The sequence below is a fragment of the Actinomadura spongiicola genome (genome assembly GCF_003432485.1).
GTDB classification, from domain to species: domain Bacteria; phylum Actinomycetota; class Actinomycetes; order Streptosporangiales; family Streptosporangiaceae; genus Spirillospora; species Spirillospora spongiicola.
Genome location: NZ_QVNQ01000017.1, coordinates 31,343 through 55,442 on the forward strand (window position 1 = coordinate 31,343; position 24,100 = coordinate 55,442).

Below are 24,100 nucleotides of genomic sequence, written 5' to 3' on the forward strand. Positions count from 1 at the left end.
CGACCGCTAAAGCGCTATTCGGCGGCGTCGAACGAAATTGCGGAGGACGGGCAGAGATAAATGGCTTCGCGGATTTGGTCGTGGGTTTCCGTGGGGGGATCGGGCCGCAGGACGACGACGGTGCCGTCGTCGTCCTGGTCGAAGACGTCCGGTGCGCTGCGCGCGCACTGCCCCGCGCCGAGGCAGCGGTCCGGGTCGGCGGAGATCCGCGGCGGCCCGCCGCCGTCGCCCGCGCTCACCAGGTCACCGGAAGCTCGAAGACGCCCTGCGCGCCGCCCGCCGGTTTGATCTCCAGCTCCTCGACCGGGACGGCCAGCCGCAGGGTCGGGAGCCGCTCGAACAGCCGGGAGAAGACGATCTCCAGTTCGAGGCGCGCGAGGTGCTGGCCCAGGCACTGGTGCACCCCGTACCCGAACGTGTTGTGGTGCCGGACCGGTGAGCGCCGGACGTCGAACCGGTCCGGGTCCGCGAACGCCGCCGCGTCCCGGTTGATCGCGGCGTTCGGCAGGATCACGCCGTCCCCGGCCCGGATGACATGCCCCGCGATCTCGATGTCGGCGGTCGCGACACGGCTCATCGTGTCGGCCACCGCCGTGTACCGCAGCAGCTCGTCCACCGCCCCGGAGATCAGCTCCGGGTCGGCGCGCAGGGCGTCCAGCTCGGCGGGATGCCGCAGCAGCGTCACCGTCCCCAACGCGATCATGTTGGCGGTGTTCTCGTGCCCGGCCAGCAGCAGCACGATCGACGTGAGGATGATCTCCTCACGGGTCAGGTTCCCGGGCCGCAGCTGCGACTCGATCAGCTCGTCGAGCAGACCGTCGCCGGGATCCTCCTCCTTGGACTTCACCAGCCCGTCGAGGTAGCCGAACAGCTCGCCGAGCGCCGCCATGGCGTCCGTGCGGTCGTTGGCGGAGATCGCGATCCGCCGCGTCTGCCGCTCGAAGAACTCGTGGTCGTCGTAGGGGACGCCGAGCAGCGCGCAGATCACCATCGACGGCACCGGAACCGCGAACTCGCTCACCAGGTCGAGCGGTGGCCGCCGCGCGGTGATGCCGTCCAGCAGCTCGTCCACGACCCGCTCGATCGTGGGCCGCAGCGCGTTGATCTTGCGCAGGGTGAAGCTCGGAATGAGCATCCGCCGGTGCACGTCGTGCTCGGGCGGGTCCATCGTCACGATGGTCCGCTGCCGGGTGGTCGCCGCGCGGGCCTGGCTGAGGAACGGGAAGTCGGGGTTCTGCGTGTCGGCGGAGATGCGGGAGTCGACGAGCAGCGAACGCGCCTCGGCGTGCCCCGTCACCACCCACGCGGTCCGCCCGTCGAACAGCGTGATCTTCGACAGCGGGCCCCTCTCCCTGAGTTCGGCGTAGCCCGGCGGCGGCTCGTACGGGCAGGTCCGCTCCTGCGGGAACGCGGGGGCGTCCAACGCCGCCCCGGTCTCTTCGTTGATCATGCCGGTGTCTCCGTTGTCGTCGATGGCTCTTCGGCTGAGGCAATGAGCAGGAATTCGGTCAGCGCGTCCGGCGTCGGATGGTCGTAGACCACGGTCGTCGGCAATTCGAGGCCGGTCGCCCGGCACAATTGGTTGCGCAGTTCTATCGCGGTGAGCGACGTGAATCCGACCTCCAGGAGCGGGTCGTCCACGGCCACCCCCTCGGGGCCCTCGTGGCCGAGCAGCGCCGCGGCCTTGCCGCGGACGACGTCCAGCAGGATCCGCCGCCGCCCGTCCAGGTCCTCGCCCGCCAGCCGGTCCCGCAGCACGGCCGCCTCGTCGTGGTCCGGGTCGGCGGCGCCGTCCGCGTCCGGTGCCGCCGCGGGCGGGTCGGCGATGACATGGGCGGCGCCGCCGCCGAGCGCGCGGGGCAACCCGTCCAGGGCGTACCGGGGGAGGACGGGACGGTCGCCGTGCAGGTCCCAGCTCAGCGACGTTCCCGCCAGCCCGTCCGCGCGGCGACGCGCGGCCACGGCGTCGTGGTAGCCGACGACCTCCGCTCCGGGGCCGGCGCCGGCGGCCGGACCGGACAGGACGAACGCGCCGGGGGCCCAACGCGCCGTGAGTTCGTGCAGGTTGCGGGCCGCCGCGGCGTTCACCTCCTCGGCGGCCTCGTCCCGGGCGGTGTGGAACACGCCTGTGACGGGACGGTCGTCGGGGACGTCCCCGAGCAGCGCGGCGAGCGCGTCCCGGTCCGCCGGGTCGCATTCGGCGACCGTGACGGTCACGTCCGTCCCCGTGGAATCGCCGGTGGCGCCGAGGTCGGACAGGCCCGTCCCCGGCCGGACGGTGAGCAGGAGCCGCCGCGCGCCGTTCCGGACGAGCCAGCGGGCCACCTCGCCGCCGAGCGCCCCGTCGGCCTCCGTCACCAGCACGGTCCCGTCGACCCAGGAGGCCCGCCCCTGCCCGTCGCCGCCGTGGACGGCGACGAGGCGGCGCCGGTGGAGCCCGTCCGGCCGGACCGCGACATCGTCGTGGCGCCCGGCCAGCGCCCCCGCCACCGACGCGGCGGAGCGGTCGTCGAGATGCTCCGGAAGATCCAGGACCCCGACCCGGCGGGCCGGATACCGCCGCCCGAGCCGATCGGCGAGGCCCCGGCCCCGGGCCCGGTCGGGGTCGGCGACGGGATCGGCCGGTCCCGTGGACACCGCGCCGCAGGTCAGGACCCACAGCGGCGCGTCCGGTCCCAGCGTGTCGAGCGCCTCCTCCACGCCGGGGACCCGCGCGGTGAAGGCGGCGACGAGCACCCCCTCGACGGCGGCGGCGTCCGGCAGGGCGGCGTCGAGCCGGTCGGGTCCGGTGCCGTCCACCTCGACCGGCACGACCTTCGCGCCGCGTGCGGCCAACGCCTCGGTGACCGCCGCGACCGCGGGCCCGGCGTGGCCCGCCGGAACGATCAGCGGCCACACCCCGGAGAACGCGGGCGGCGGCCCCGCCGCCACCAGCTCCCACGCGACCCGGTGCCACCACGAACCGCTGCGCCGCCACGCCGACAGCGCGGGCAGCACCGACCCGAGGACCCGGCGCTGCTCGTCGCCGTCGAGCTGGAGCGCGTCCGCGAGGGCCGCGAGGTCGTGCCGCTCCACCGCCGACCAGAAACCCGAGTCCCGGCCCGCCCCTTCCGGCCCGCGCCCGGACTCCGGCGCGGTGATCCAGTAGCGGCGCCGCTGGAACGCGTAGGTGGGCAGGTCCACCCGGCGGCCACCGCCGACGACCGCCGCCCAGTCGGGGCCGCGACCGCGCAGATGCGTCCGCGCGAGCGCGCCGAGCAGCCCCACCGTCTCCGGCTGCCGACCGTGCGTCACGGGGATCACCGTGGCGCCGTCGCCGAGCGTGTGCGTCGTCGGCTGGGTGAGCGCCGGCTGCGGCGCCAGCTCCACATGGCAGGTGACGCCCTGCCCCGCGAGATGCCGGACGCCGTCGACGTAACGGACGGTGCCGCGCAACTGCGCCACCCAGTAGTCAGGCGAGCAGATCTCCTCCGGCTCGGCGAACCCGCCGGTGCGGTTCGACACGATCGGGATGGCCGGTGGACGCAGATCCAGCCCGGCGACCACGGCCCGGAACTCGTCGAGGATCGGATCCATGTGCGGCGAGTGGAAGGCGTGACTCACCCGCAGTCGCCGGGTCCGCCGACCCCGCTCCGCGAACCCCTCCGCGATCTCCCCGACCGTCGCCTCGTCACCGGACACCACCACCGAGCGCGGATCGTTCACCGCCGCGACGCTCACCAGATGCTCCCGGCCCTCCAAAACCGGCAGCACCTCGTCCTCCGCCGCCTGGATCGCGACCATCGCCCCGCCCGGCGTCGCGGCCTGCATCAGCCGCCCACGCGCGGCGACCAGCGCGCACGCGTCCGGCAGCGACAGGACCCCGGCCACGTGCGCTGCGGTCACCTCGCCGACGGAATGCCCGAGGAGGAAGTCCGGGGCGAGCCCGAAACCGTCGAGCAGCCGGAACAGCGCCGTCTGGAACACCAGCAGCGCCGGTTGCGTGTAGCGGGTCTGATCCAGCAGCGCCGCCTCGGAACTGCCCGGATCGGCGAACATGACGTCCCGCAGCGGCGTCTCCAGAAGCGGATCGAGCACCGCGCACATCTCGTCGACGGCCTCGGCGAACCGCGGATGGGCCTCGTACAGGCGCCGCCCCATGCCGGGACGCTGGCTGCCCTGCCCCGACAGCAGGAACGCCAGCCTGCCCGAATGCGCCGGCGCGACGCCCTGAACGAGTTCCTGCGCGGGCTCGCCGCGGCTCAGCGCGCGCAGCCCGGCCAGCAGTTCAGTCCGGTCCCGGCCCATCACGACCGCGCGGTGCGCGAACGCGGTACGGGTCACGGCGAGGGAATGGGCCACGTCGACGACATCGGCGTCCGGCCGGGCGTCGACGAAGGCGAGCAGCCGCGCCGCCTGGTCCCGCAGCGCCGCCCCCGTCCGCGCGGACACCGGCCACGGCACCGGCGCCGGAAGAACCGCGGAGGCCGGCGGCCCACCCCGCGGATCGCCCTCCTCCTCCACCGGCTCCGGCCCCTGTTCGAGGACGAGGTGCGCGTTGGTGCCGCTGATCCCGAACGACGAGACCCCGGCGCGCCGCGGGTGACCGTTGACCGGCCACGGGACCGGTTCGGTGAGCAGCCGCACCGAACCCGCCGTCCAGTCGACATGCGGCGACGGCGCGTCCGCGTGGAGGGTCGGCGGGAGGACCCCGCGCCGCATCGCCTCCACCATCTTGATGACCCCGGCGACACCCGCCGCGGCCTGCGTGTGCCCGAGATTGGACTTGACCGAACCGAGCCACAGAGGCCGCTCGTCGGACCGGCCCTGCCCGTAGGTACTGAGAAGCGCCTGCGCCTCGATCGGGTCACCGAGGGTGGTGCCGGTGCCGTGCGCCTCGACCGCGTCGACGTCACCGGGGGACAGCCGCGCGTTGACGAGCGCCTGCCGGATGACGCGTTCCTGCGACGGACCGTTCGGCGCGGTCAGACCGTTGGACGCGCCGTCCTGGTTCACGGCACTTCCCCGGACGACCGCCAGGACACGGTGACCGTTGCGTTCGGCGTCCGAAAGCCGCTCCAGCACCAGCATCCCCACCCCCTCGGACAGTCCGGTGCCGTCGGCGTCCGCCGAGAACGCCTTGCACCGTCCGTCGGGGGCGAGACCCCGCTGCCTGCTGAACTCCACGAACACCGCGGGAGTCGCCATGACCGTCGCCCCGCCCGCCAACGCGAGATCACAGTCCCCGTTGCGCAGGGCCTGCCCCGCCAGGTGCATCGCGACGAGCGACGACGAACAGGCCGTGTCGACCGTGACGGCCGGGCCCTGAAGCCCGAACGTGTACGCCACACGACCCGAGGCGATGCTGTTGCTGTTGCCGGTCATCAGGAAGCCGTCCAGATCCTCGGGACGGCTCTCGAACAGGTGGACGCCGTAGTCGCCGCCCATCAACCCCGTGTACACGCCGGTCTTCGTGCCGTGCAACGACCGCGGATCCAGGCCCGCGCGTTCGAACGCCTCCCACGTGGTCTCCAGGAGCAGACGATGCTGCGGGTCCATGGCGACCGCCTCGCGCGGCGAGATGCCGAAGAACGCCGGATCGAACTCGCCCGCGTCGTCCAGGAAACCGCCGCTCGTCGTGTAGACCTTGCCCGAACGGTCGGGGTCCGGGTCGTAGAGGTCGTCGAGATCCCAACCCCGGTCGGCGGGAAACGACCCCATGACGTCCGCGCCGTCCGCGACGACCCGCCAGAGATCCTCCGGCGACCCCACCCCGCCCGGATACCTGCACGCCATCCCCACGATCGCGATCGGCTCGTCGGCGGACGGGGCCGTCGCCGCGGCGGGGAGACCGGAGCCGGCGTCCCGGGCGCCGCCGACCAGCTCGCCCAGCAGATGATCGGCGAGCGCCGTCGCCGTCGGATGGTCGAAGACGACGGTCGGCGCCAGCCGCAGCCCGGTCGCGGCGCCCAACTGGTTGCGGAGCTGGACGGCGGTGAGCGAGTCGAACCCCAGTTCCCGGAACGCCTGCTCCGGCTCGACGGCCTCCGGCTCGGCGTGCCCGAGAACCGCCGCCACATGCGCCAACACCAGATCCAGGACGACCCTCCGCCGCTCGGGCCCCGACCGCCGCGCCAGATCCCGGGCCAGCGACGATGGGTCCGCGCCGTGCGCCAACCGGCGCACCGGAACGCCCGCCAGCCGGTGCAGCAGCCGCGGCAACGCCCCCGTCTCCGCCTGCGCGCGGATCGCCGCCCTGTCCAGCCGCACCGGAACGACCGTGGGAGAACCGGCGGCGAGAGCGGCGTCGAAGAACGCCAGGCCGTCCTCGGCGCTCAACGGAATCATCCCCGTCCGGCGGAGCCGGGCGAGGTCGGCCTGGTCGAGGTGGCCGGTCATGCCGCTGCTGTCGGACCACAGTCCCCAGGCGATGGATGTGGCGGGGAGGTTGTTGGTGTGGCGGTGGTGGGCGAGTGCGTCGAGGTAGGTGTTGGCGGCGGCGTAGTTGGCTTGTCCGGGGTTGCCGAGGGTGCCGGCGGCGGAGGAGAAGAGGATGAACGCGGCGAGGTCGTGGTTTTGGGTGTGGTGGTGGAGGTTCCAGGCGGCGTCGACCTTGGGTCGTAGGACGGTGTGGAGTTGTTGGGGTGTGAGTGCGGTGATGGTGGCGTCGTCCAGGATTCCTGCGGCGTGGATGACGGCGGTCAACTGGATGCCGTCGAGTAGGTCTGCTAGGGCGTGGGGGTCGGTGGTGTCGCAGGCGGTGATGGTGATGTTGGCGCCGAGTTGGGTGAGTTCGGTGGCGAGGTCGTGGGCACCAGGCGCGTCGAGGCCGCGGCGGCTGGTGAGGAGGAGGTTGCGGGCGCCGTGCCTGTTGATCAGGTGCCGGGCGATGAGGGCGCCGAGGGTGCCGGTGCCACCAGTGATAAGGACGGTCCTGTCAGGGTCGAGGTCGGGCGCCTGCTGGTCTTTGCTGGTGGTGGGGGTGAGGCGGGGTGTGTGGAGGGTGTGGTTGCGGATGGCGAGTTGGGGTTCGCCAGTGGCCAGGGCTGCGGGGATGAGGTCTTTGTTGTCGGGATGGTCGGTGTCGATGAGGGTGATCTGCTCGGGGTGCTCGTTTTGTGCGGTGCGCAGCAGACCCCAGGTCGCTGCGGCGGGCAGGTCGTGGATGGGTTCGTCAGGTGTGGTGGCGATGGCGTGGTGGGTGAGGATGATCAGGCGGGTGTCGGGGTTGTTTTGGATGAGGGTGAGGGCTTGTTCGGTGAGGGCGTGGACGTGTTCGGGGTCGTGGGGGCCTTCGCCTTCGGCGCGCAGGGTGACAATCTCCGGCTCGGACGCGTCGCCGCCGTCGGTGGTGGTGGGGATGGGGATCTCCACCCACTCCACCTGAAAGAGCGGGTCGCGTCCGGCTTGGTCGGGTTTCAGCTGGTCGGCCGTGACGGGACGTAGGGCCAGAGACTCGACCGTCGCGACGATCTCTCCTTGCGGGTCGGCGAGCGTCAGCCGGAACGTGTTCGCGCCGGAGGGAGAGACATGGACGCGCAGCGCCGACGCTCCGACCGCGAACAGCCGCACGCCCGTCCAGGCGAAGGGCAACCGGATCTCGTCCGAACCGCCGTCCGCGCTGACGGCGATCGTGTGGAGCGCGGCGTCCAGCAACGCCGGATGGAGACCGAAACCGTCGACGGGAGTGTCCTCCGGCAGACGCACCTCGGCGTACAGGTCGTCGCCCGCCCGCCAGGCGGCCCGTAGCCCCTGGAAGACGGCGCCGTAGCCGTAGCCCGCGTCCGCCAGGCGCGGGTAGAGGTCGGTGACGTCGACGGGTTCCGCTCCGGGCGGCGGCCACGCCTCCGCCGGTGCGCCGCCGGGCGCGGCGGTGGCCGTGGCGGTGGGCGCCATCGAGCCGGTGGCGTGCCGCGTCCAGGGATGCTCGTCGGCGGCGTCGGCCGGACGGGAGTAGATCGCCACCGAGTGGCGGCCCTCGTCCCCTTCGGCGATGGCGGTGACCTGGAGCGTCACCGCCCCGGACGCGGGGATGACCAGGGGGCTTTCGAGCGTGAGTTCTTCGAGGTGGTCGCAGCCGGTGTGGTCGCCCGCGCGCAGCGCCAGTTCCACGAACGCGGTTCCGGGCAGCAGGGTCGTCCCGCCCGCGGCGTGGTCGGCCAGCCAGGGCTGTGCGCGGAGGGACAGCCTGCCGGTGAGCACCGCGCCCGTTCCGTCGCCGAGTCCGAGTGTCGCGCCGAGGAGTTCGTGGTCGGCGGTGGCCAGGCCCGCCGCCGTGACGTCGCCCGTGCCCGCCGGGGCGTCCAGCCAGTAGCGGCGCCGTTGGAACGGGTAGGTGGGCAGGTCGACCGGCCGGTCGTGGGAGGTGTCACGGCCGGGTTCCCAGTCGACGGGGACACCGCTGACCAGCGCTTCGGCGAGCGCGGTGGTGAACTGGGCGGGGCCGCCGTGGTCGCGGCGGAGCGTGCCGATGGCGCGGCCCGCCACCTGACCGGAGTCGATGGTCTCCTGGACCGGGACGGTCAGCACCGGATGCGGGCTGACCTCGATGAAGACCGTGTGACCCAGCTCGGTCAGCGTCTTCGTCGCGTCCGCGAACCGGACCGGGTGACGCAGGTTCCGGAACCAGTACTCGGCGGTCAGTTCGCGCGGGTCCAGCCAGTCGCCGGTCACGGTCGAGAAGAACGGCACGTCGCCCGGCCGCGGGCTGATCGGCGCGAGGTCGCGGAGGAGCGTGTCGCGGAGCTCCTCGACGCCGGGCGCGTGGGAGGCGTAGTCGACGGCGATGCGTTTGGCGCGCACCCCGTCGGCCTGGCACGCCTCGACCAGGGCGTCCAGGGCGTCGTCGGCGCCGGAGACCACAGTGGCGGACGGGCCGTTCACCGCGGCGACGTCGATCCGTCCGGCCCACGGTTCCATCCGGGCGGTGACCTCCTCCGCGGGGAGGGGCACGGAGGCCATCCCGCCGCGGCCGCTGAGCGCGGTGATGGCCTTGCTGCGCAGCGCCACCACCCGGGCGGCGTCCTCCAGCGAGAGCCCGCCCGCGACGCACGCGGCGGCGATCTCGCCCTGCGAGTGGCCGACGACGGCCGCGGGTTCGACGCCGTGCGCCCGCCACAGCCTCGCCAACGCCACCATGATCGCGAACAGGGTGGGTTGGACGACGTCGACGCGTTCCAGCGCGGTGGCGTCGTCGAGGACGTCGAGGACCGACCAGCCGGTGTGCGGGGCCAGCGCCTCGGCGCACGCGGTCAGGCGGTCCCGGAAGTCGGGCGAGGCGCGCAGCAGTTCCGTCGCCATCCCGGTCCACTGGGATCCCTGCCCGGGGAACACGAAGACGACGTTGCGGGCGTTCTCCAGGACGGTGCCCGTGACGACACCGGCGCCGGGCAGTCCACGGCCGATCAGGCCCAGTCCGTCGAGGAGACCGTCGCGGTCGTCGGCGACGACCGCGGCCCGGTGCTCGAACAGCGCCCGCGTCGTGAGAAGCGACCGGCCGATGGTGGCGGGCCGGAGTTCGGGCGCGGCCTCGGCGAAGGCGTGCAACTGCTCGGCGCGGGCCCTTAGCGCCTGCTGCGACCGTCCCGAGATGACCCACGGCAGCGCGAGAGGGCCCGGATCGGCGGAGGCGGCGGGCTCCGCGGGCTCGCCGGCGGGCGGCCGTTCGAGGATGACGTGGGCGTTGGTGCCGCTGATGCCGAACGAGGAGACGGCGGCGCGGCGGGCGCCGTCCCGCTCGGGCCACGGCGTCGGCTCGGTGACCAGCGACACGGCGCCCTGCGACCAGTCGACATGCGGTGACGGGGTCCCGGCGTGGAGGGTCGGCGGCAGGGTCCCGTGCCGCATCGCCTCCATCATCTTCAGGACGCCCGCGATGCCCGCGGCGGCCTGGGTGTGCCCGATGTTGGACTTGACGGAGCCGAGCCAGAGGGGCCGGTCGTCGGGACGATGCCGCCCGTAGGTGTTGAGGAGCGCCTGGGCTTCGATGGGGTCGCCGAGGGTGGTGCCCGTCCCGTGGGCCTCGACGGCGTCGATGTCGGCGGGCGTGAGCCGGGCGTTCGCCAGGGCCTGCCGGATCACGCGTTCCTGCGACGGGCCGTTCGGCGCCGTGAGGCCGTTCGACGCGCCGTCCTGGTTCACGGCGCTGCCGCGAATGATCGCGTGGACGTGGTGGCCGTTGCGTTCGGCGTCCGACAGCCGTTCCAGCAGCACCATGCCGACGCCCTCGCCCCAGCCGGTGCCGTCGGCGTCCGCCGAGAACGCCTTGCACCGGCCGTCGGGCGCGAGACCGCGCTGCCTGCTGAACTCCACGAACACCAGTGGGGTGGCGACCATCGTCGCGCCGCCCGCCAACGCCATGTCGCAGTCGCCGTCGCGCAGGGCCTGGCACGCCAGGTGCAACGCCACCAGGGAGGACGAGCAGGCGGTGTCGACCGTGACGGCGGGGCCCTGCAACCCGAAGGTGTACGCGAGCCGTCCAGACGCGACGCTCGTGCTGTTGCCGGTCATCAGGAAGCCTTCCAGCTCCTCCGGCGTGTGGTGGAACAGCCGGGCGGCGTAGTCGGTCCCGACCAGACCCGTGAACACCCCGACGGACGACCCGCGTGCCGAGTCCGGGTCGACGCCCGCGCGTTCGAACGCCTCCCAGGCCGTCTCCAGCAGCAGGCGCTGCTGCGGGTCCATGGCGATCGCCTCACGCGGAGAGATGCCGAAGAACGCCGGGTCGAAATCTGCCCCGTCGTGAAGGAAACCGCCCTTGAGCGTGTACGTCTTGCCCGGCTTCTCCGGGTCGGGGTCGTAGAGGTCCGCGAGATCCCAGCCGCGGTCCTCCGGGAAGTCGCCGATGGCGTCACCGCCCGACCCGACCAGCCGCCACAGATCCTCGGGGGACGTCACACCGCCGGGGAACCGGCAGCCGGCGCCGACGATCGCGATCGGCTCCCGCTCCGCGGAGTCGACCTCCCGCAGCCGCTGCCGCGCCTCGTACAGCTCGGCCGTGACCCGCTTGAGGTAGTCGAGGAGCCTCTCCTCATTCGCCATCGCGATCAGCACTCCTAAGGCGTTCCGAGCTCGTTGTCGATGAAGTCGAAGATCTCCTCGCCGGTCGCCGCCCGGAGCCGTTCGGCGACGTCCACGCCCGGCTCCGGGACGTCCGCGCCGTGCTCGGTCCCGTTCACGAGCCGCCGCACGAGGTCCTGGAGGCGTGACGCCACCTCGGCCCGGGTCGCCGGGTCGCCCTCGCCGCCGGCGATCGCGTCGGACAGGAGGTCGAGCCCGGCGAGCAGCGGCGAGGCGGCGCCGGTCGCCGCCGCGAGTTCGTCGCGTAGCCGTTCGGCGAGGGCGATCGGGTTGGGATGGTCGAAGACCAGCGTGGCGGGGAGTTGAAGCCCGGTCGCCGTGCCGAGCTGGTTGCGGAGCTGCACGGCGGCGAGCGAGTCGAAGCCCATCTCCTTGAACGGCTGCGTCGCCGTGACCGCGCCGGGCGTGTCATGACCGAGGACCATGGCGACGTTGGCGCGGACGAGATCGAGCAGCAGGCGCTGCTGTTCGGGCACCGGCCGTCCCGCCAGGCGCCGCGCCCACGCGGCCGTCCCGTCCCCCGCCGATCGCGCCGCCCGGCGCCTGCCGCCGCGCACGAGCCGCCCCAGCACGGCGGGCAGCATCCCGATCTCCTGCTGCGCACGCAGCGCCGGCCCGTTCAGACGCGCGGGGACGACGACCGGCAGGCCCGTGGAAAGCGCCGCGTCGAACAGCGCGAGTCCCTCCTCCGACGTGAGGGGGGTGACGCCCGTCCGGCGAATCCGGGCCAGACCGGCCTGGTCGAGCCGCGCGCTCATGCCGCCGTCCCCGTCCCAGGGGCCCCAGGCGATGGATGTGGCGGGGAGACCGTTGGAGTGGCGGTGGTGGGCTAGCGCGTCGAGGTAGGTGTTCGCCGCGGCGTAGTTGCCCTGCCCGGGAGCGCCGATGATGCCCGACAGCGAGGAGTACAGGACGAACGCGGCCAGGTCGTGGTCTCGGGTGAGGTGGTGCAGGTTCCACGCGGCGGCGACCTTGGGGCGCAGGACCGTGGCGAGCTGCCCCGGGGACATCTCGGTGATCACACCGTCGTCCAGGACACCGGCGGCGTGCACGACGGCGGTCAGACGATGCCCGCCGATCACCCGGGCGAGCGCGTCGCGGTCGGCCGCGTCGCACGCGGCGACGGTGACCTCCGCCCCGGACGCGGTGAGCTCGGCGGTGAGGTCGGCGACCCCCGGGGCGTCCGTTCCGCGGCGGCTGGTGAGCAGGAGCCGCCGGACGCCGTGCCGGGCGACCAGATGGCGGGCCAGGAGCGAACCGAGCCCGCCCGTCCCACCGGTGATCAGCACGGTTCCGTCCGGATCGAGGGGACGGGTTCCGGCCGCGGCCGTCGACGCCGGGACCGGCACGAGCCGCGGCGCCCAGAACAGGCCCGCGCGGACGGCGAGCTGCGGCTCCGCACAGGCCAGCGCCCTCGCGACCGGCGAACCGGTCGCCGCGTCGGCGTCAACGAGATCGAGCAGCGAAACCCGGTTCGCGTGCTCGTTCTGCGCGGACCGGACCAGACCCCAGACCGGCGCGGCCGCGAGATCACGGATCCCGTCGCCGTCGCCGTCGCGGGCGGCGACCGCGCCCGAGGTCAGGACGACCAGCCGCGCGTCCGCGAGCCGCTCATCCGCGAGCCAGGAACGCAACAGCGTGAGCGTCTCGACGAGACGCGTCTCGGCGGCGCCCGACGCTTCCGATGCCGGGGCGACACGGTGGATCACGATCCGCGGAGCCGGCTCACCGGCGTCGAGCGCCGCGCGCAACTTCTCCAAGTCGTCGTAGGCCGTACCGGGCAGATCGGGCAACGGCTCACCCAAGACCGCGAACGGCCCCTCCACCGGTTCGTCCGGGGGTGTCACCTCGATCCAGTCGAGGTGGTACAGCGAATCCAGCGAGCCGTGGGTCTCCCTCTGCCGCTCCTCCGGCAACGGCGCCACCGTCAGCGATTCGACCGTCAGGACCGGTGCCCCCGCCGCGTCCAGCGCGGTGAACCGGAACCGGTCCTCGCCTACGGGCGAGAGGCTTGCGCGGAGCATGTCCGCCCCGACGGCGTGCAGGCGTACCCCCGTCCAGACGGACGGCCAACGCGTCCGGTGCTCCTCGTCCTCGTCCTCGTCGAGGAGCAGTGGCTTGATCGCCGCATCGAGGAGAGCGGGGTGCAGACCGAACCCCTCCGCCCTGACCCCGTCGGGCAGCCGGACCTCGCCGAGAGGCTCACCATCGGTGCTCGGGGGTGTGGCGGAGCTGTCGGATCCGGGGGACAGGGTGGCGGTGGCGTGGTGGATCCACGGACCTTCGTCGTCTCCCGCTTTCCGGGAATGCACGGTGAGCGTCCGACCGCCGTCCGTCTCGGGCCTCCCGGTGAGAAGCTGAACTACTACGGCACCGGAATCCGGAAGCGCGAACGGACTCTGTAGGACGAGTTCGTCGACGACCTCGAACCCCAGATGATCGGCGACGTACAGCACCAGTTCGACCAGCACGGTTTCGGTCGTCTCCGCCAACCACGGATGGGTGTGCTTCGACAACCGCGCGGTGAACAACTCGCGCTTGTCGTCGGCGAGTTCCGCCCCGGCCCCCAACAATGGATGTCCGACATCTCTCATCCCCAGCCCACCGGGATCACCGGCCTGAGCGGCCACGGCCCAGTAACGCTGACGTTGGAAGGGATAAGTGGGGAGGTCGATGGTCGGGGCGTTGGGGAGGACGGTGTTCCAGTCGACAGCGACGCCTTGGGTGTGTGCGGTGGCCAGGGCGGTGACGGCGGTTTCGGCTTCTGGTTGGTTGCGGCGCAGGAGCGGGATGCCTGGCTCGTTGGTGAGTGCGGACAGGACCGCGTCCGGGCCCAACTCCACATAGGTGGTGACGTCGTGTTCGGTGAGGGTGGTGGTGCCGGTGTGGAAGTTGACGGGTTCGCGGATGAGGCGTGTCCAGTAGTCGGGTGAGGTGAGTTGTTCGGTGGTGGCGATAATTCCGGTGAGGTTGGACACGATCGGGATCGTGGGCGGCCGGTATTGCACGCTTTCGGCCACGGTTTGGAACTGGTCCAGGATCGGGTCCATGTGGGGTGAGTGGAATGCGTGGCTGACGGTCAGGTTTCGGGTCTTGCGTCCTTGTTCGGCGAACCGTGCGGCCAGTTCGTGGACGGCGTCGCGGTCGCCGGAGATGACCGTGGAGTGGGCGCCGTTGATGGCCGCGATGGCGACTCCGTCACCCAGGTGCGGAGTGACTTCGTCGGGGGTGGCTTGGATGGCGGTCATGGCGCCGGTGGCGGGTAGCTCTTGCATGAGTTGGGCGCGGGTGGTGACCAGCCGTGCGGCGTCTTCCAGGGTCAGGACGCCTGCGGTGTGGGCGGCGGTGAGTTCGCCGATGGAGTGTCCGAGTAGGTAGTGCGGGGTGATGCCCCAACGCGAGAGGAGCCGGAACAGCGCGGTTTCGAGCGCGAACAGTGCGGGTTGGGTGTACTGGGTCTGGTGCAGCCGCTCATCATCGGGATCGGTCGCCCACATGATGTCCTGCAAGGGCAGGTCGAAGGCGGAGCACGCTTCGTCGAAGGCGTCGGCGAAGGCGGGAAAGTTGTCGTGAAGTTCGCGGCCCATTCCTAGGCGTTGGGCGCCTTGGCCAGTGAACAGGAACGCGGTCTTCCCGGTCCGCGTGCTGCCCTGGACGAGGTTGTTGGTGAGGGCGCGGCGGAGGTCGTCGATCGTGGTGCCGATGGCGGCGGCGCGGTGGTCGAAGTGGGTGCGGGTGGTGGCCAGTGTGCGCGCGACTTCCGCGGGGCTCAGCTCGGGATTGGCTTCGATCAGGTCCAGCAGTTGGGCGGCCTGGGCGTGTAGGGCTGGTTCGGTTTTCGCGGAGATCACCCAGGGCACGGGCGCAGTGATCGCCTCGGCGGGTTCGGTGGGTTTTGGGGTTGGGGGTTGTTCGAGGATGATGTGGGCGTTGGTGCCGCTGATTCCGAACGAGGACACTCCGGCTCGGCGGGGATGGCCATTCTCGGGCCAGGGAGTGGGCTCGGTGAGGAGCGAGACCGCGCCCTGCGTCCAGTCCACGTGCGGGGTGGGTTCGTCCACGTGCAAGGTCTGCGGCAAGACGCCGTGCCGCATGGCCTCGATCACCTTGATGACTCCGGCGACACCTGCGGCGGCTTGGGTGTGTCCAATGTTGGATTTGATCGAGCCCAGCCACAAGGGACGGTCCTCGGGACGACCCTGCCCGTAGGTGTTGATTAGCGCCTGGGCCTCGATCGGATCGCCCAGAGTCGTACCCGTCCCATGGGCTTCGACCGCGTCGACTTCGTGCGGGGCCAGCCGGGCGGCGGCCAAAGCCTGGTGGATGACGCGTTCCTGGGACGGGCCGTTGGGCGCGGTCAGCCCGTTGGAGGCGCCGTCCTGGTTTACGGCGCTGCCTCGAATGACGGCGTGGATGCGGTGGCCGTTGCGTTCGGCGTCCGACAACCGTTCCAGCAGGACGAGCCCAACACCGTCAGAGAAGCCGGTGCCGTCGGCGGCCCCGGCGAACGACTTGCAGCGGCCGTCGGGAGCGAGCCCCCGCTGACGACTGAACTCGACGTACAGGCTGGGGGTGGCGGCGACCTCGACCCCTCCGGCCAACGCGAGGTGGCAGTCGCCGTCGCGCAGGGCCTGCGCGGCCAGGTGCATCGCCACCAGCGACGACGAACACGCGGTTCCGACAGTGACGGCCGGGCCTTGAAACCCCAGGTTGTAGGCGACTCGACCGGCGATGACCGCTGGGAGGTTACCGGTGCCCAGGTAGCCTTCCACCTCTTCGAGGAGGCCGGTCAGGAGGACCGCGTAGTCCTGGTCGCTGGTGCCCACGTAGACGCCGGTGTCGCTGCCTCGAAGAGAGTCCGGGGCGATACCCGACCGCTCGAACGTCTCCCAGGCGGTTTCGAGGAGAAGCCGCTGCTGCGGGTCCATCGCGAGGGCTTCCCGTGGCGAGATCCCGAAGAACGCGGCGTCGAACTGGTCGGCGTCGTGAATGAACCCGCCCTTGAGGCTGTAGGTCCTGCCGGGCCGGTCCGGGTCCGGGTCGTACAGTGCGTCCAGGTCCCAGCCACGGTTGTCGGGGAAGTCGCTGATCGCGTCGACGCCTTCGGAGACCAGCCGCCACAGATCGTCCGGGGAACGCACGTCACCCGGATACCGGCATCCCATGCCCACGATCGCGATCGGTTCGGCACCGGCGGACTCCACCTCGACGAGGCGTTTGCGTGTCTGTCTGAGCTCGGACGTCACACGCTTCAGGTAGTCCCGGAGCTTTTCTTCGTTCGTCATGCGACGTAGGCACCCTTGGAAGTCGGATCAGGAGATTCCGAGTTCGTCCTCGATAACGCTGAAGATCTCCTCATCGGAGGCCGAGGAGAGGTCATCGCCGAGTGCGTCATCGTCGGTCTCGGAAGGATCGCCGCTCCATTTCCGGAGCAGCGTTTGCAGACGTGCGGTGATCGTCGGTCGTGCCCTGTCGGCGACCTCGGCCGCGGTGAGCGCCGCCTCCAGTTGGTCTATTTCGGCGAGGAGGGCCGCCGCCGTGTCGGCCGCGCCCGGCGCGAGCCGGGCGAGCAGGTGATCGGCGAGAGTGTTCGGATTGGGGTGATCGAAAATGAGGGTCGCGGGGAGGCGCAGGCCGGTGGCGGCACCGAGCTGGTTGCGGAGTTCGACGGCGGCCAGCGAGTCGAAGCCGAGTTCCTTGAACGCGTGCTCGGGGTTGAGCGTGCCGGCCGTTTCGTGGCCCAGGACGGACGCGGCGTGCTCGCGGACGAGGTTCCGCAGCAGGTCCCGCTGTTCCGCTGCCGGAAGGCCGGTCAAACGCTGCCGGAGCGACTCGGAGGCGGCGGCCTGAGCGGCTTGCCTGCGCGCGGAGAACAATCCGTGCAGGACCGGGCTGAGCGTCCCCGCGGTGGCCTGCCGCCGGAGAGTCGCGTCATCGAGCCGGGCGGGCAGCAGCGTCGGACGGTCGAGCCGGAGGGCGGCGTCGAAGAGGTCGAGTCCCTGCTCGGCCGGGATCGGGGCCAGACCGGTCCGATGCAGCAGTGTCGCCTCGGCGTGGTCGAGGAACTGCGCCATCATCGTGGTCGCCTGCTCCCAGACACCCCAGGCGAGAGAAGAGGCGGGCAGCCCCTGCGCGCGGCGATGGTGGGCGAGGGAGTCGAGGAAGGTGTTCGCGGCCGCGTAGTTGCCCTGACCCGCGTGCCCGAGCGTGCCCGCGACCGACGAGTACAGGACGAAGGCGGACAGGTCATGGTCGAGCGTGAGCCGGTGCAGGTTCCACGCCGCGTCGACCTTGGGACGCAGGGTGATGTCCAGGTGCTCCGGCGTCAACGAGCCGATCGTGGCGTCACGGAGAACCCCGGCCGTGTGGATGACCGCGGTGAGCCGCCGCCCCGCGAGGACGTCGGCGAGCGCGTCGAGGTCGGCGGCGTCGCAGGCCGCGATGGTGACCTCCGCGCCCAGGCCCTTGAGTTCGGCTTCGAGTTCGGCGGCGCCTTCGGCGTCGGGACCGCGTCGGCTGGTGAGCAGAAGGCTCCGGGCGCCGTGCCGAGCGACCAGATGCCGCGCCAACAACGAGCCGAGGATTCCGGTCCCTCCGGTGATCAGAACCGTCTTCTCCGGATCGAAGGCCGGACGGTCCGGGGCGTCGGGCGGGTCGACGCGCACGAGACGAGGCACGACGAGCCCCTCGGCACGGACCGCGAGCTGAGGTTCGTCACCGGCCAGTGCCTCGGGGATCCGTCCTTCGGCGCCTGCGGCGACGTCGATGATGACGATCCGGCCCGGGTTCTCACTCTGCGCGGAACGGGCGAGCCCCCACGCTGTGGCGGCGGCTGGATCGGTCACCTCCTCGGCCTCGGCGACGGCGACCGCGCCGGAGGTGACGACGGCAAGGCGTGTGTCCGCGAGCCGCTCGTCGGCGAGCCAGCCCTGAAGCACTGCGAGCAGATCCAGGGAGATCGTGCGGGCCGCGGCGGGCACGTCTTCTCCGGAGCCACGACACGGTACGACGATCACCTCTGGCGCGGACTCACCCTCGTCGAGCGCACGGCGAAGCGCGTCCAGATCCCCATGGACCGCGCCTGGTAGACCGGAGATCGCGTCCCCCAGCACGGCCCATGCAGGAGCGTCCGGCGGCTTCACCGAAGCCTTCGCCTCGTGCCACACGAGTTCGTAGAGCGGCCCAGATCCGGACTCGTGAAGCCTGAGATCCTCCGCGGTGACGGCTCGCAACGAGAGCGACTCGACGGTCAGGACCGGTGCACCGGCGGGGTCGACGAGCGTCAGGCCGCCTGCGGGGGAGAGCCGGGCCCGCACGGTCGTCGCACCGGTCGCATGAAGGCGTACGCCCTTCCAGATGTGGGGAAGCTCCGGCGCCCCGGAGCCATCCCCTGTGTCCCTGACGGCCATTTCGAGAAGAGCGGGGTGAATACCGAAGCCCTCCGTCGCCACGTCCGTGGGAAGCCCTACCTCGACTGAACGGCTCTCGTCGTCGATCTCCTGCGATTCGGCCGTTCGCGGTGTGAGGTGTGCTTGAGCAAGCCGCACCCATTCCGCACCGGCATCATCGGCGGGACGGGAGTAGAACGTGAGGGTCCGCCTTCCGTCGTCCTCGGCGGGTCCGAGAAAGAGCTGCAAGGCGGTCTCGCCCACGGTAGGGACGATCAGAGGAGAGTCGACCACGAGTTCGTCGACGTGATCGAGACCAAGCTGGTCCGCCGCGTGCAGAGCCAGCTCGACAAGAATGGACACCGGCGCCAGAAGAACGTCCTCGAAAGCGAAATCACTCAGCCACGGATAAGCGCGCTGAGAAAGCGTCGTGGTGAACAACACCCCTTGCCCATCGCCCAGGCCGATCGTGGCGCCCAGCATCGGATGATCGGCCGCACTGAGCCCCACCGCGATCACATCGGCACTGTCAAAGTCCGACGCGTCGAGCCAGTAGGTCTCCCTTTGAAAGGGGTAGGTGGGCAGGTCGATGGTCGGGGCATGGGGGAGGGCGGCGTCCCAGTCGACGGGGATGCCTTGGGTGTGTGCGGTGGCCAGGGCGGTGACGGCGGTTTCGGCTTCTGGTTGGTTGCGGCGTAGGAGCGGGATGCCGGGTTGGTCGGTAAGTGCGGACAGGACCGCGTCCGGGCCCAACTCCACATAGGTCGTGACGTCGTGTTCGGTGAGGGTGGTGGCGCCGGCGTGGAAGTTGACGGGTTCGCGGATGAGGCGTGTCCAGTAGCCGGGTGAGGTGAGTTGCTCAGTGGTGGCGATGGTCCCGGTCAGGTTGGACACGATCGGGATCGTGGGCGGCCGGTATTGGACGCTTTCGGCCACGGTTTGGAACTGGTCCAGGATCGGGTCCATGTGGGGGGAGTGGAATGCGTGGCTGACGGTCAGGTTTCGGGTCTTGCGTCCCTGTTCGGCGAACCGGTCCGCTAGTTCGTGGACCGCTGCGGCGTCGCCGGAGATGACGGTGGAGTGGGAGCCGTTGATGGCGGCGATGGCGACTCCGTCACCCAGGTGCGGAGTGATTTCGTCGGGGGTGGCTTGGATGGCGGTCATGGCACCGGTGGCGGGTAGCTCTTGCATCAGGCGTGCGCGGGTGGTGACCAGCCGTGCGGCGTCTTCGAGGGTGAGGACGCCTGCGGTGTGGGCGGCGGTGAGTTCGCCGATGGAGTGTCCGAGTAGGTAGTGCGGTGTGATGCCCCAACGCGAGAGGAGGTGGAACAGCGCGGTTTCCAGGGCGAAGAGTGCGGGTTGGGTGTACTGGGTCTGGTGCAGCCGCCCGTCGGTGGGGTCGGTCGCCCACATGACCTCACGCAGCGGCAGGTCGTCGAAGGCTGCGATGGCTTGGTCGAGGGCGTCGGCGAAGGTGGGGAAGGTGTCGTAGAGTTCGCGGCCCATTCCTAGGCATTGGGCGCCTTGGCCGGTGAACAGGAATGCGGTTTTCCCGGTCCGCGTGCTGCCCTGGACGAGGTTGTTGGTGAGGGCGTGGCGGAGGTCGTCGATCGTGGTGCCGATGGCGGCGGCGCGGTGGTCGAAGTGGGTGCGGGTGGTGGCCAGGGAGTAGGCCACCTGGGCCGGATCCAGGTCCGGGTTGGTCTCGATCAGATCCAGCAACTGTGCGGCCTGGGCCTGCAACGCGGATTCAGTCTTGCCTGACAGCACCCATGGGACTGGAATGTCGCTGGGTTGAGCGGGCTCGGTCGGGTCGGCTGCGGGCGGCTGTTCGAGGATGATGTGGGCGTTGGTGCCGCTGATCCCGAACGAGGACACCCCGGCCCGGCGGGGGCGTCCGGTCTCCGGCCAGGCGGCCGGCTCGGTGAGGAGCGAGACAGCGCCCTGTGCCCAGTCCACGTGCGGGGTTGGTTCGTCCACGTGCAAGGTCTGCGGCAGGACGCCGTGCCGCATCGCCTCGATCATCTTGATGATCCCGGCGACGCCCGCGGCGGCCTGGGTGTGTCCGATGTTGGATTTGATCGAGCCCAGCCACAAGGGACGGTCCTCGGGACGATCCTGCCCGTAGGTGTTGATTAGCGCCTGGGCCTCGATCGGATCGCCCAGAGTCGTACCCGTCCCATGGGCCTCGACCGCGTCGATGTCGGCCGGGGTCAACTCGGCGTTGGCGAGGGCCTGTCGGATGACACGTTCCTGCGATGGGCCGTTGGGCGCTGAGAGTTGGCTGGTCGTGCCGTCCTGGTTGATGGCACTTCCCCGGATCACCGCGAGTACGGTGTGGCCGTTGCGTTGGGCGTCCGACAGCCGCTCCAGGACCAGCAGTCCGACGCCCTCGCCCCAGCCGGTGCCGTCCGCGGCCCCGGCGAACGACTTGCAGCGGCCGTCGGGAGCGAGCCCCCGCTGGCGGCTGAAGCCGACGAAGACCATCGGTGTGGCCATGACCGTGGCGCCCCCGGCCACGGCCAGGTCGATCTCTCCGTTGCGAAGTGCCTGCACCGCGAGATGCGCGGCGACCAGGGAGGACGAGCAGGCCGTGTCCACGGTGACCGCGGGCCCCTGCAGGCCGAACGTGTACGACAGCCGCCCGGACGCGACGCTCGCCGCGCTGCCCTGCCCGAGGTAGCCCTCGAGTTCGTCGGGTGGCCTCCGCACCCGGGAGGCGTAGTCGTCGTACATGATCCCGGTGTAGACGCCGGTGCGGCTGTCCCGGAGTGTTCGGGGCGGGATGCGCGCGTCCTCGAACGCCTCCCAGGTCGTCTCCAGCAGGAGCCGCTGCTGCGGGTCCATCGCGATGGCCTCGCGTGGCGAGACGCCGAAGAACGCGGGATCGAACTCGGCGGCGTCGTGCAGGAAACCGCCGTCGATCGAATACGTCTTCCCTGCGCGCCCGGGTTCGGGGTCGTACAGTTCTTCGGTGTTCCAGCCGCGGTCGTCCGGAAAGCGGGAGATCGCGTCCACGCCGTCGGACACCAGGTCCCAGAGGCCCTCGGGGGATTTCACGCCACCGGGATACCGGCAGGCCATGCCCACGACGGCGATCGGCTCACGCCGACTTGAGGCGAGTTCGCCCATCTGGCGTTTCGCCTCGACAAGGTCGGATGTCACGCGCTTCAAATAGGCGCGCAGTCTTTCCTCATTCGCCACCGGGCTCGGCTCCCATCAGCGCTGCTCCCAGAGCAGGGGGTACTGCTACCAGTCGACTCAGCGAGGCTAGGTCGGACGGCTAACGGTGCCCTTATCCCGGTCTAAAGCTCGGTTCTGTCAGCTGATGGATGTGAGATGAATCAAAGTCATCTTTTAGGGACCGGTGGCATATTGGGGAGTGGCGAGCGGCGGTTCCTCAGCGGGAATGCCGAGGACGCAGCCCGTCGAAGACGACCGCGAGAGTTCGAGCCTGAAGGTCGGGCCCCCAACTGGTGTGGAGGGACGCTTGGCAGACGCCGATGATCAGGGCCATCGCCTCGGGGACGCGGACGTCCTCCCGTACGGTGCCCGCGCGCTGGGCGTTGGCGAGGAGCTCCTCGATGGCCTGCCGCAGGGCATGGATCGGTTTGGCGGCGGTGACGTCGATGCCCGCGTCGGCGAGCAGGTCGACCACGGTCTTCTTCTCGGCCGACTGTTCGACCATCCGGGTGAAGAACTGGAAGAACGCGGTGGCGGGATCGCCGGTTTCGACGAGGGCGCGGGTCTCCTCGGCCAGCCGGTCCGCGAGCGCTTCGAGGATCGCCTGGAGGAGCGCCTCCTTGGTCGGGAAGTGCCGGAAGACGGTGCCGTGCCCGACGCCGGCCTTGTGGGCGATCTCCTCGGTGGAGGCGGCGGAGCCCTTGGCGGCGAAGACGGCCTCGGCGGTCTGCAGGATGCGGGCCCTGTTCCGCCGCGCGTCGGCTCGGAGCGCCCTGCCCGTGCCGCCCGGCGGCCCGCCGTGAGTGGGAGTGGGGTGGTCGTACGAGGTCATCGGTCTGCGTCTCCCCGGGCTTCGGTTGACTTCCGGAGTGTTCACTCCGTAAACTTTAAGCAGAGTGTGTACTCCGATTCTAGGGCCTAAGGCTTCCTTGGGGGCGACGAGATGTTCGAGAGGTTCACCGATCGTGCGCGGCGTGTTGTCGTCCTGGCCCAGGAGGAGGCCAGGATGCTCAACCACAACTACATCGGCACCGAGCACATCCTGTTGGGCCTGATCCATGAGGGTGAGGGTGTGGCCGCCAAGGCTTTGGAGAGCCTGGGGATCAGTCTTGAGGCGGTGCGCCAGCAGGTCGAGGAGATCATCGGTCAGGGGCAGCAGGCGCCGTCGGGGCACATTCCGTTCACTCCGCGCGCCAAGAAGGTTCTTGAGCTGTCGTTGCGTGAGGCGTTGCAGCTCGGTCACAACTACATCGGGACCGAGCACATTCTGCTGGGTCTGATCCGTGAGGGTGAGGGTGTCGCGGCGCAGGTGCTGGTGAAGCTGGGCGCCGATCTGAACCGGGTGCGTCAGCAGGTCATCCAGTTGCTGCACGGCTACCAGGGCAAGGAGCCCGGTGCCGCGGCCGAGCGCACCGAGTCCGGCCCGGCGACGTCGCATGTCCTCGACCAGTTCGGCCGTAGCCTCACGCAGGCGGCGCGGGAGGGCAAGCTCGATCCGGTGATCGGTCGTGGCAAGGAGATCGAGCGGGTCATGCAGGTCCTGTCGCGCCGGACCAAGAACAACCCGGTGCTGATCGGTGAGCCCGGCGTGGGTAAGACCGCCGTGGTGGAGGGCCTGGCCCAGAAGATCGTCAAGGGCGAGGTGCCCGAGACCCTCAAGGACAAGCACCTTTACACGCTCGACCTGGGTGCGCTGGTCGCCGGTTCCCGCTACCGCGGCGACTTCGAAGAGCGCCTCAAAAAGGTGCTGAAAGAAATCGGTGCCCGGGGCGACATCATTCTCTTCATTGACGAGCTGCACACCCTGGTCGGCGCGGGCGCCGCCGAAGGGGCGATCGACGCCGCATCGATTCTCAAACCCCCGCTGGCCCGGGGTGAATTGCAGACGATCGGTGCGACGACGTTGGACGAGTACCGCAAGTATCTGGAGAAGGATGCGGCGTTGGAGCGGCGGTTCCAGCCGATCCAGGTGGCCGAGCCGTCGTTGTCGCACACGATCGAGATCCTGAAGGGGCTGCGGGATCGGTACGAGGCGCACCACCGGGTGTCGATCACCGACAGCGCGTTGGTCGCGGCGGCGCAGTTGGCCGACCGGTACATCTCCGACCGGTTCCTGCCCGACAAGGCCATCGACCTGATCGACGAGGCCGGCTCCCGGATGCGGATCCGGCGGATGACCGCGCCGCCGGACCTGCGCGAGTACGACGAGAAGATCGCCGATGTGCGGCGGGAGAAGGAATCGGCGATCGACGCCCAGGACTTCGAGAAGGCCGCCGCGCTGCGCGACTCGGAGAAGAAGCTCCTCGGCCAGAAGGCCCAGCGGGAGAAGGAGTGGAAGGCCGGCGACATGGACGTGGTCGCCGAGGTCACCGACGAGCTGATCGCCGAGGTGCTGGCCACCGCGACCGGGATCCCGGTGTTCAAGCTGACCGAGGAGGAGTCGACCCGGCTGCTGCGGATGGAGGACGAAC

Annotated in this window: 7 protein-coding genes; 1 reads left to right on the forward strand and 6 read right to left on the reverse strand. The window is 70.8% G+C overall.

Going from position 1 to position 24,100, the window contains the following annotated elements; genetic code table 11:
• Positions 1 to 14 precede the first annotated feature (14 nt).
• From D0T12_RS33970 to D0T12_RS33995, 6 genes are all read right to left on the reverse strand, one after another.
• On the reverse strand, positions 15 to 239 hold the full coding sequence (locus tag D0T12_RS33970; RefSeq protein ID WP_117405115.1) for a ferredoxin: 225 nt from the start codon (positions 237 to 239) through the stop codon (positions 15 to 17).
• Positions 236 to 1,450 carry a cytochrome P450 gene (locus D0T12_RS33975; protein ID WP_117405117.1) on the reverse strand — a complete coding sequence of 405 codons (1,215 nt, stop codon included), beginning with the start codon at positions 1,448 to 1,450 and terminating at the stop codon, positions 236 to 238. Before D0T12_RS33975 ends, D0T12_RS33970 begins: the two co-directional genes overlap by 4 nt.
• The gene (locus D0T12_RS36905; RefSeq protein ID WP_147339741.1) at positions 1,447 to 11,019 is read right to left on the reverse strand and encodes a type I polyketide synthase; all 9,573 of its coding nucleotides are present in this window, start codon (positions 11,017 to 11,019) and stop codon (positions 1,447 to 1,449) included. Before D0T12_RS36905 ends, D0T12_RS33975 begins: the two co-directional genes overlap by 4 nt.
• Positions 11,020 to 11,033: 14 nt before the next feature.
• Positions 11,034 to 16,343 carry a type I polyketide synthase gene (locus tag D0T12_RS33985; protein ID WP_117405121.1) on the reverse strand — a complete coding sequence of 1,770 codons (5,310 nt, stop codon included), beginning with the start codon at positions 16,341 to 16,343 and terminating at the stop codon, positions 11,034 to 11,036.
• Positions 16,344 to 16,370: 27 nt separating this feature from the next.
• On the reverse strand, positions 16,371 to 21,650 hold the full coding sequence (locus D0T12_RS33990) for a type I polyketide synthase (protein WP_267900434.1): 5,280 nt from the start codon (positions 21,648 to 21,650) through the stop codon (positions 16,371 to 16,373).
• 196 nt (positions 21,651 to 21,846) lie between these two features.
• Positions 21,847 to 22,461 (reverse strand): TetR/AcrR family transcriptional regulator, encoded by a 615-nt coding sequence (locus D0T12_RS33995; RefSeq protein WP_158581729.1) that lies wholly within the window; start codon positions 22,459 to 22,461, stop codon positions 21,847 to 21,849.
• Positions 22,462 to 22,572: 111 nt separating this feature from the next.
• Between D0T12_RS33995 and D0T12_RS34000 the strand changes: the two genes are divergently transcribed.
• Positions 22,573 to 24,100 (forward strand): Clp protease N-terminal domain-containing protein (locus tag D0T12_RS34000; protein WP_117405127.1); only part of this gene is annotated, 1,528 nt, incomplete at its 3' end.

Coding starts and splice junctions, on each gene's coding strand:
- D0T12_RS33975 (WP_117405117.1), bottom strand. CDS start 1,450: ATGATCAACGAAGAGACCGGGGCGGCGTTGGACGCCCCCGCGTTCCCG.
- D0T12_RS36905 (WP_147339741.1), bottom strand. CDS start 11,019: ATGGCGAATGAGGAGAGGCTCCTCGACTACCTCAAGCGGGTCACGGCC.
- D0T12_RS33985 (WP_117405121.1), bottom strand. CDS start 16,343: ATGACGAACGAAGAAAAGCTCCGGGACTACCTGAAGCGTGTGACGTCC.
- D0T12_RS33995 (WP_158581729.1), bottom strand. CDS start 22,461: ATGACCTCGTACGACCACCCCACTCCCACTCACGGCGGGCCGCCGGGC.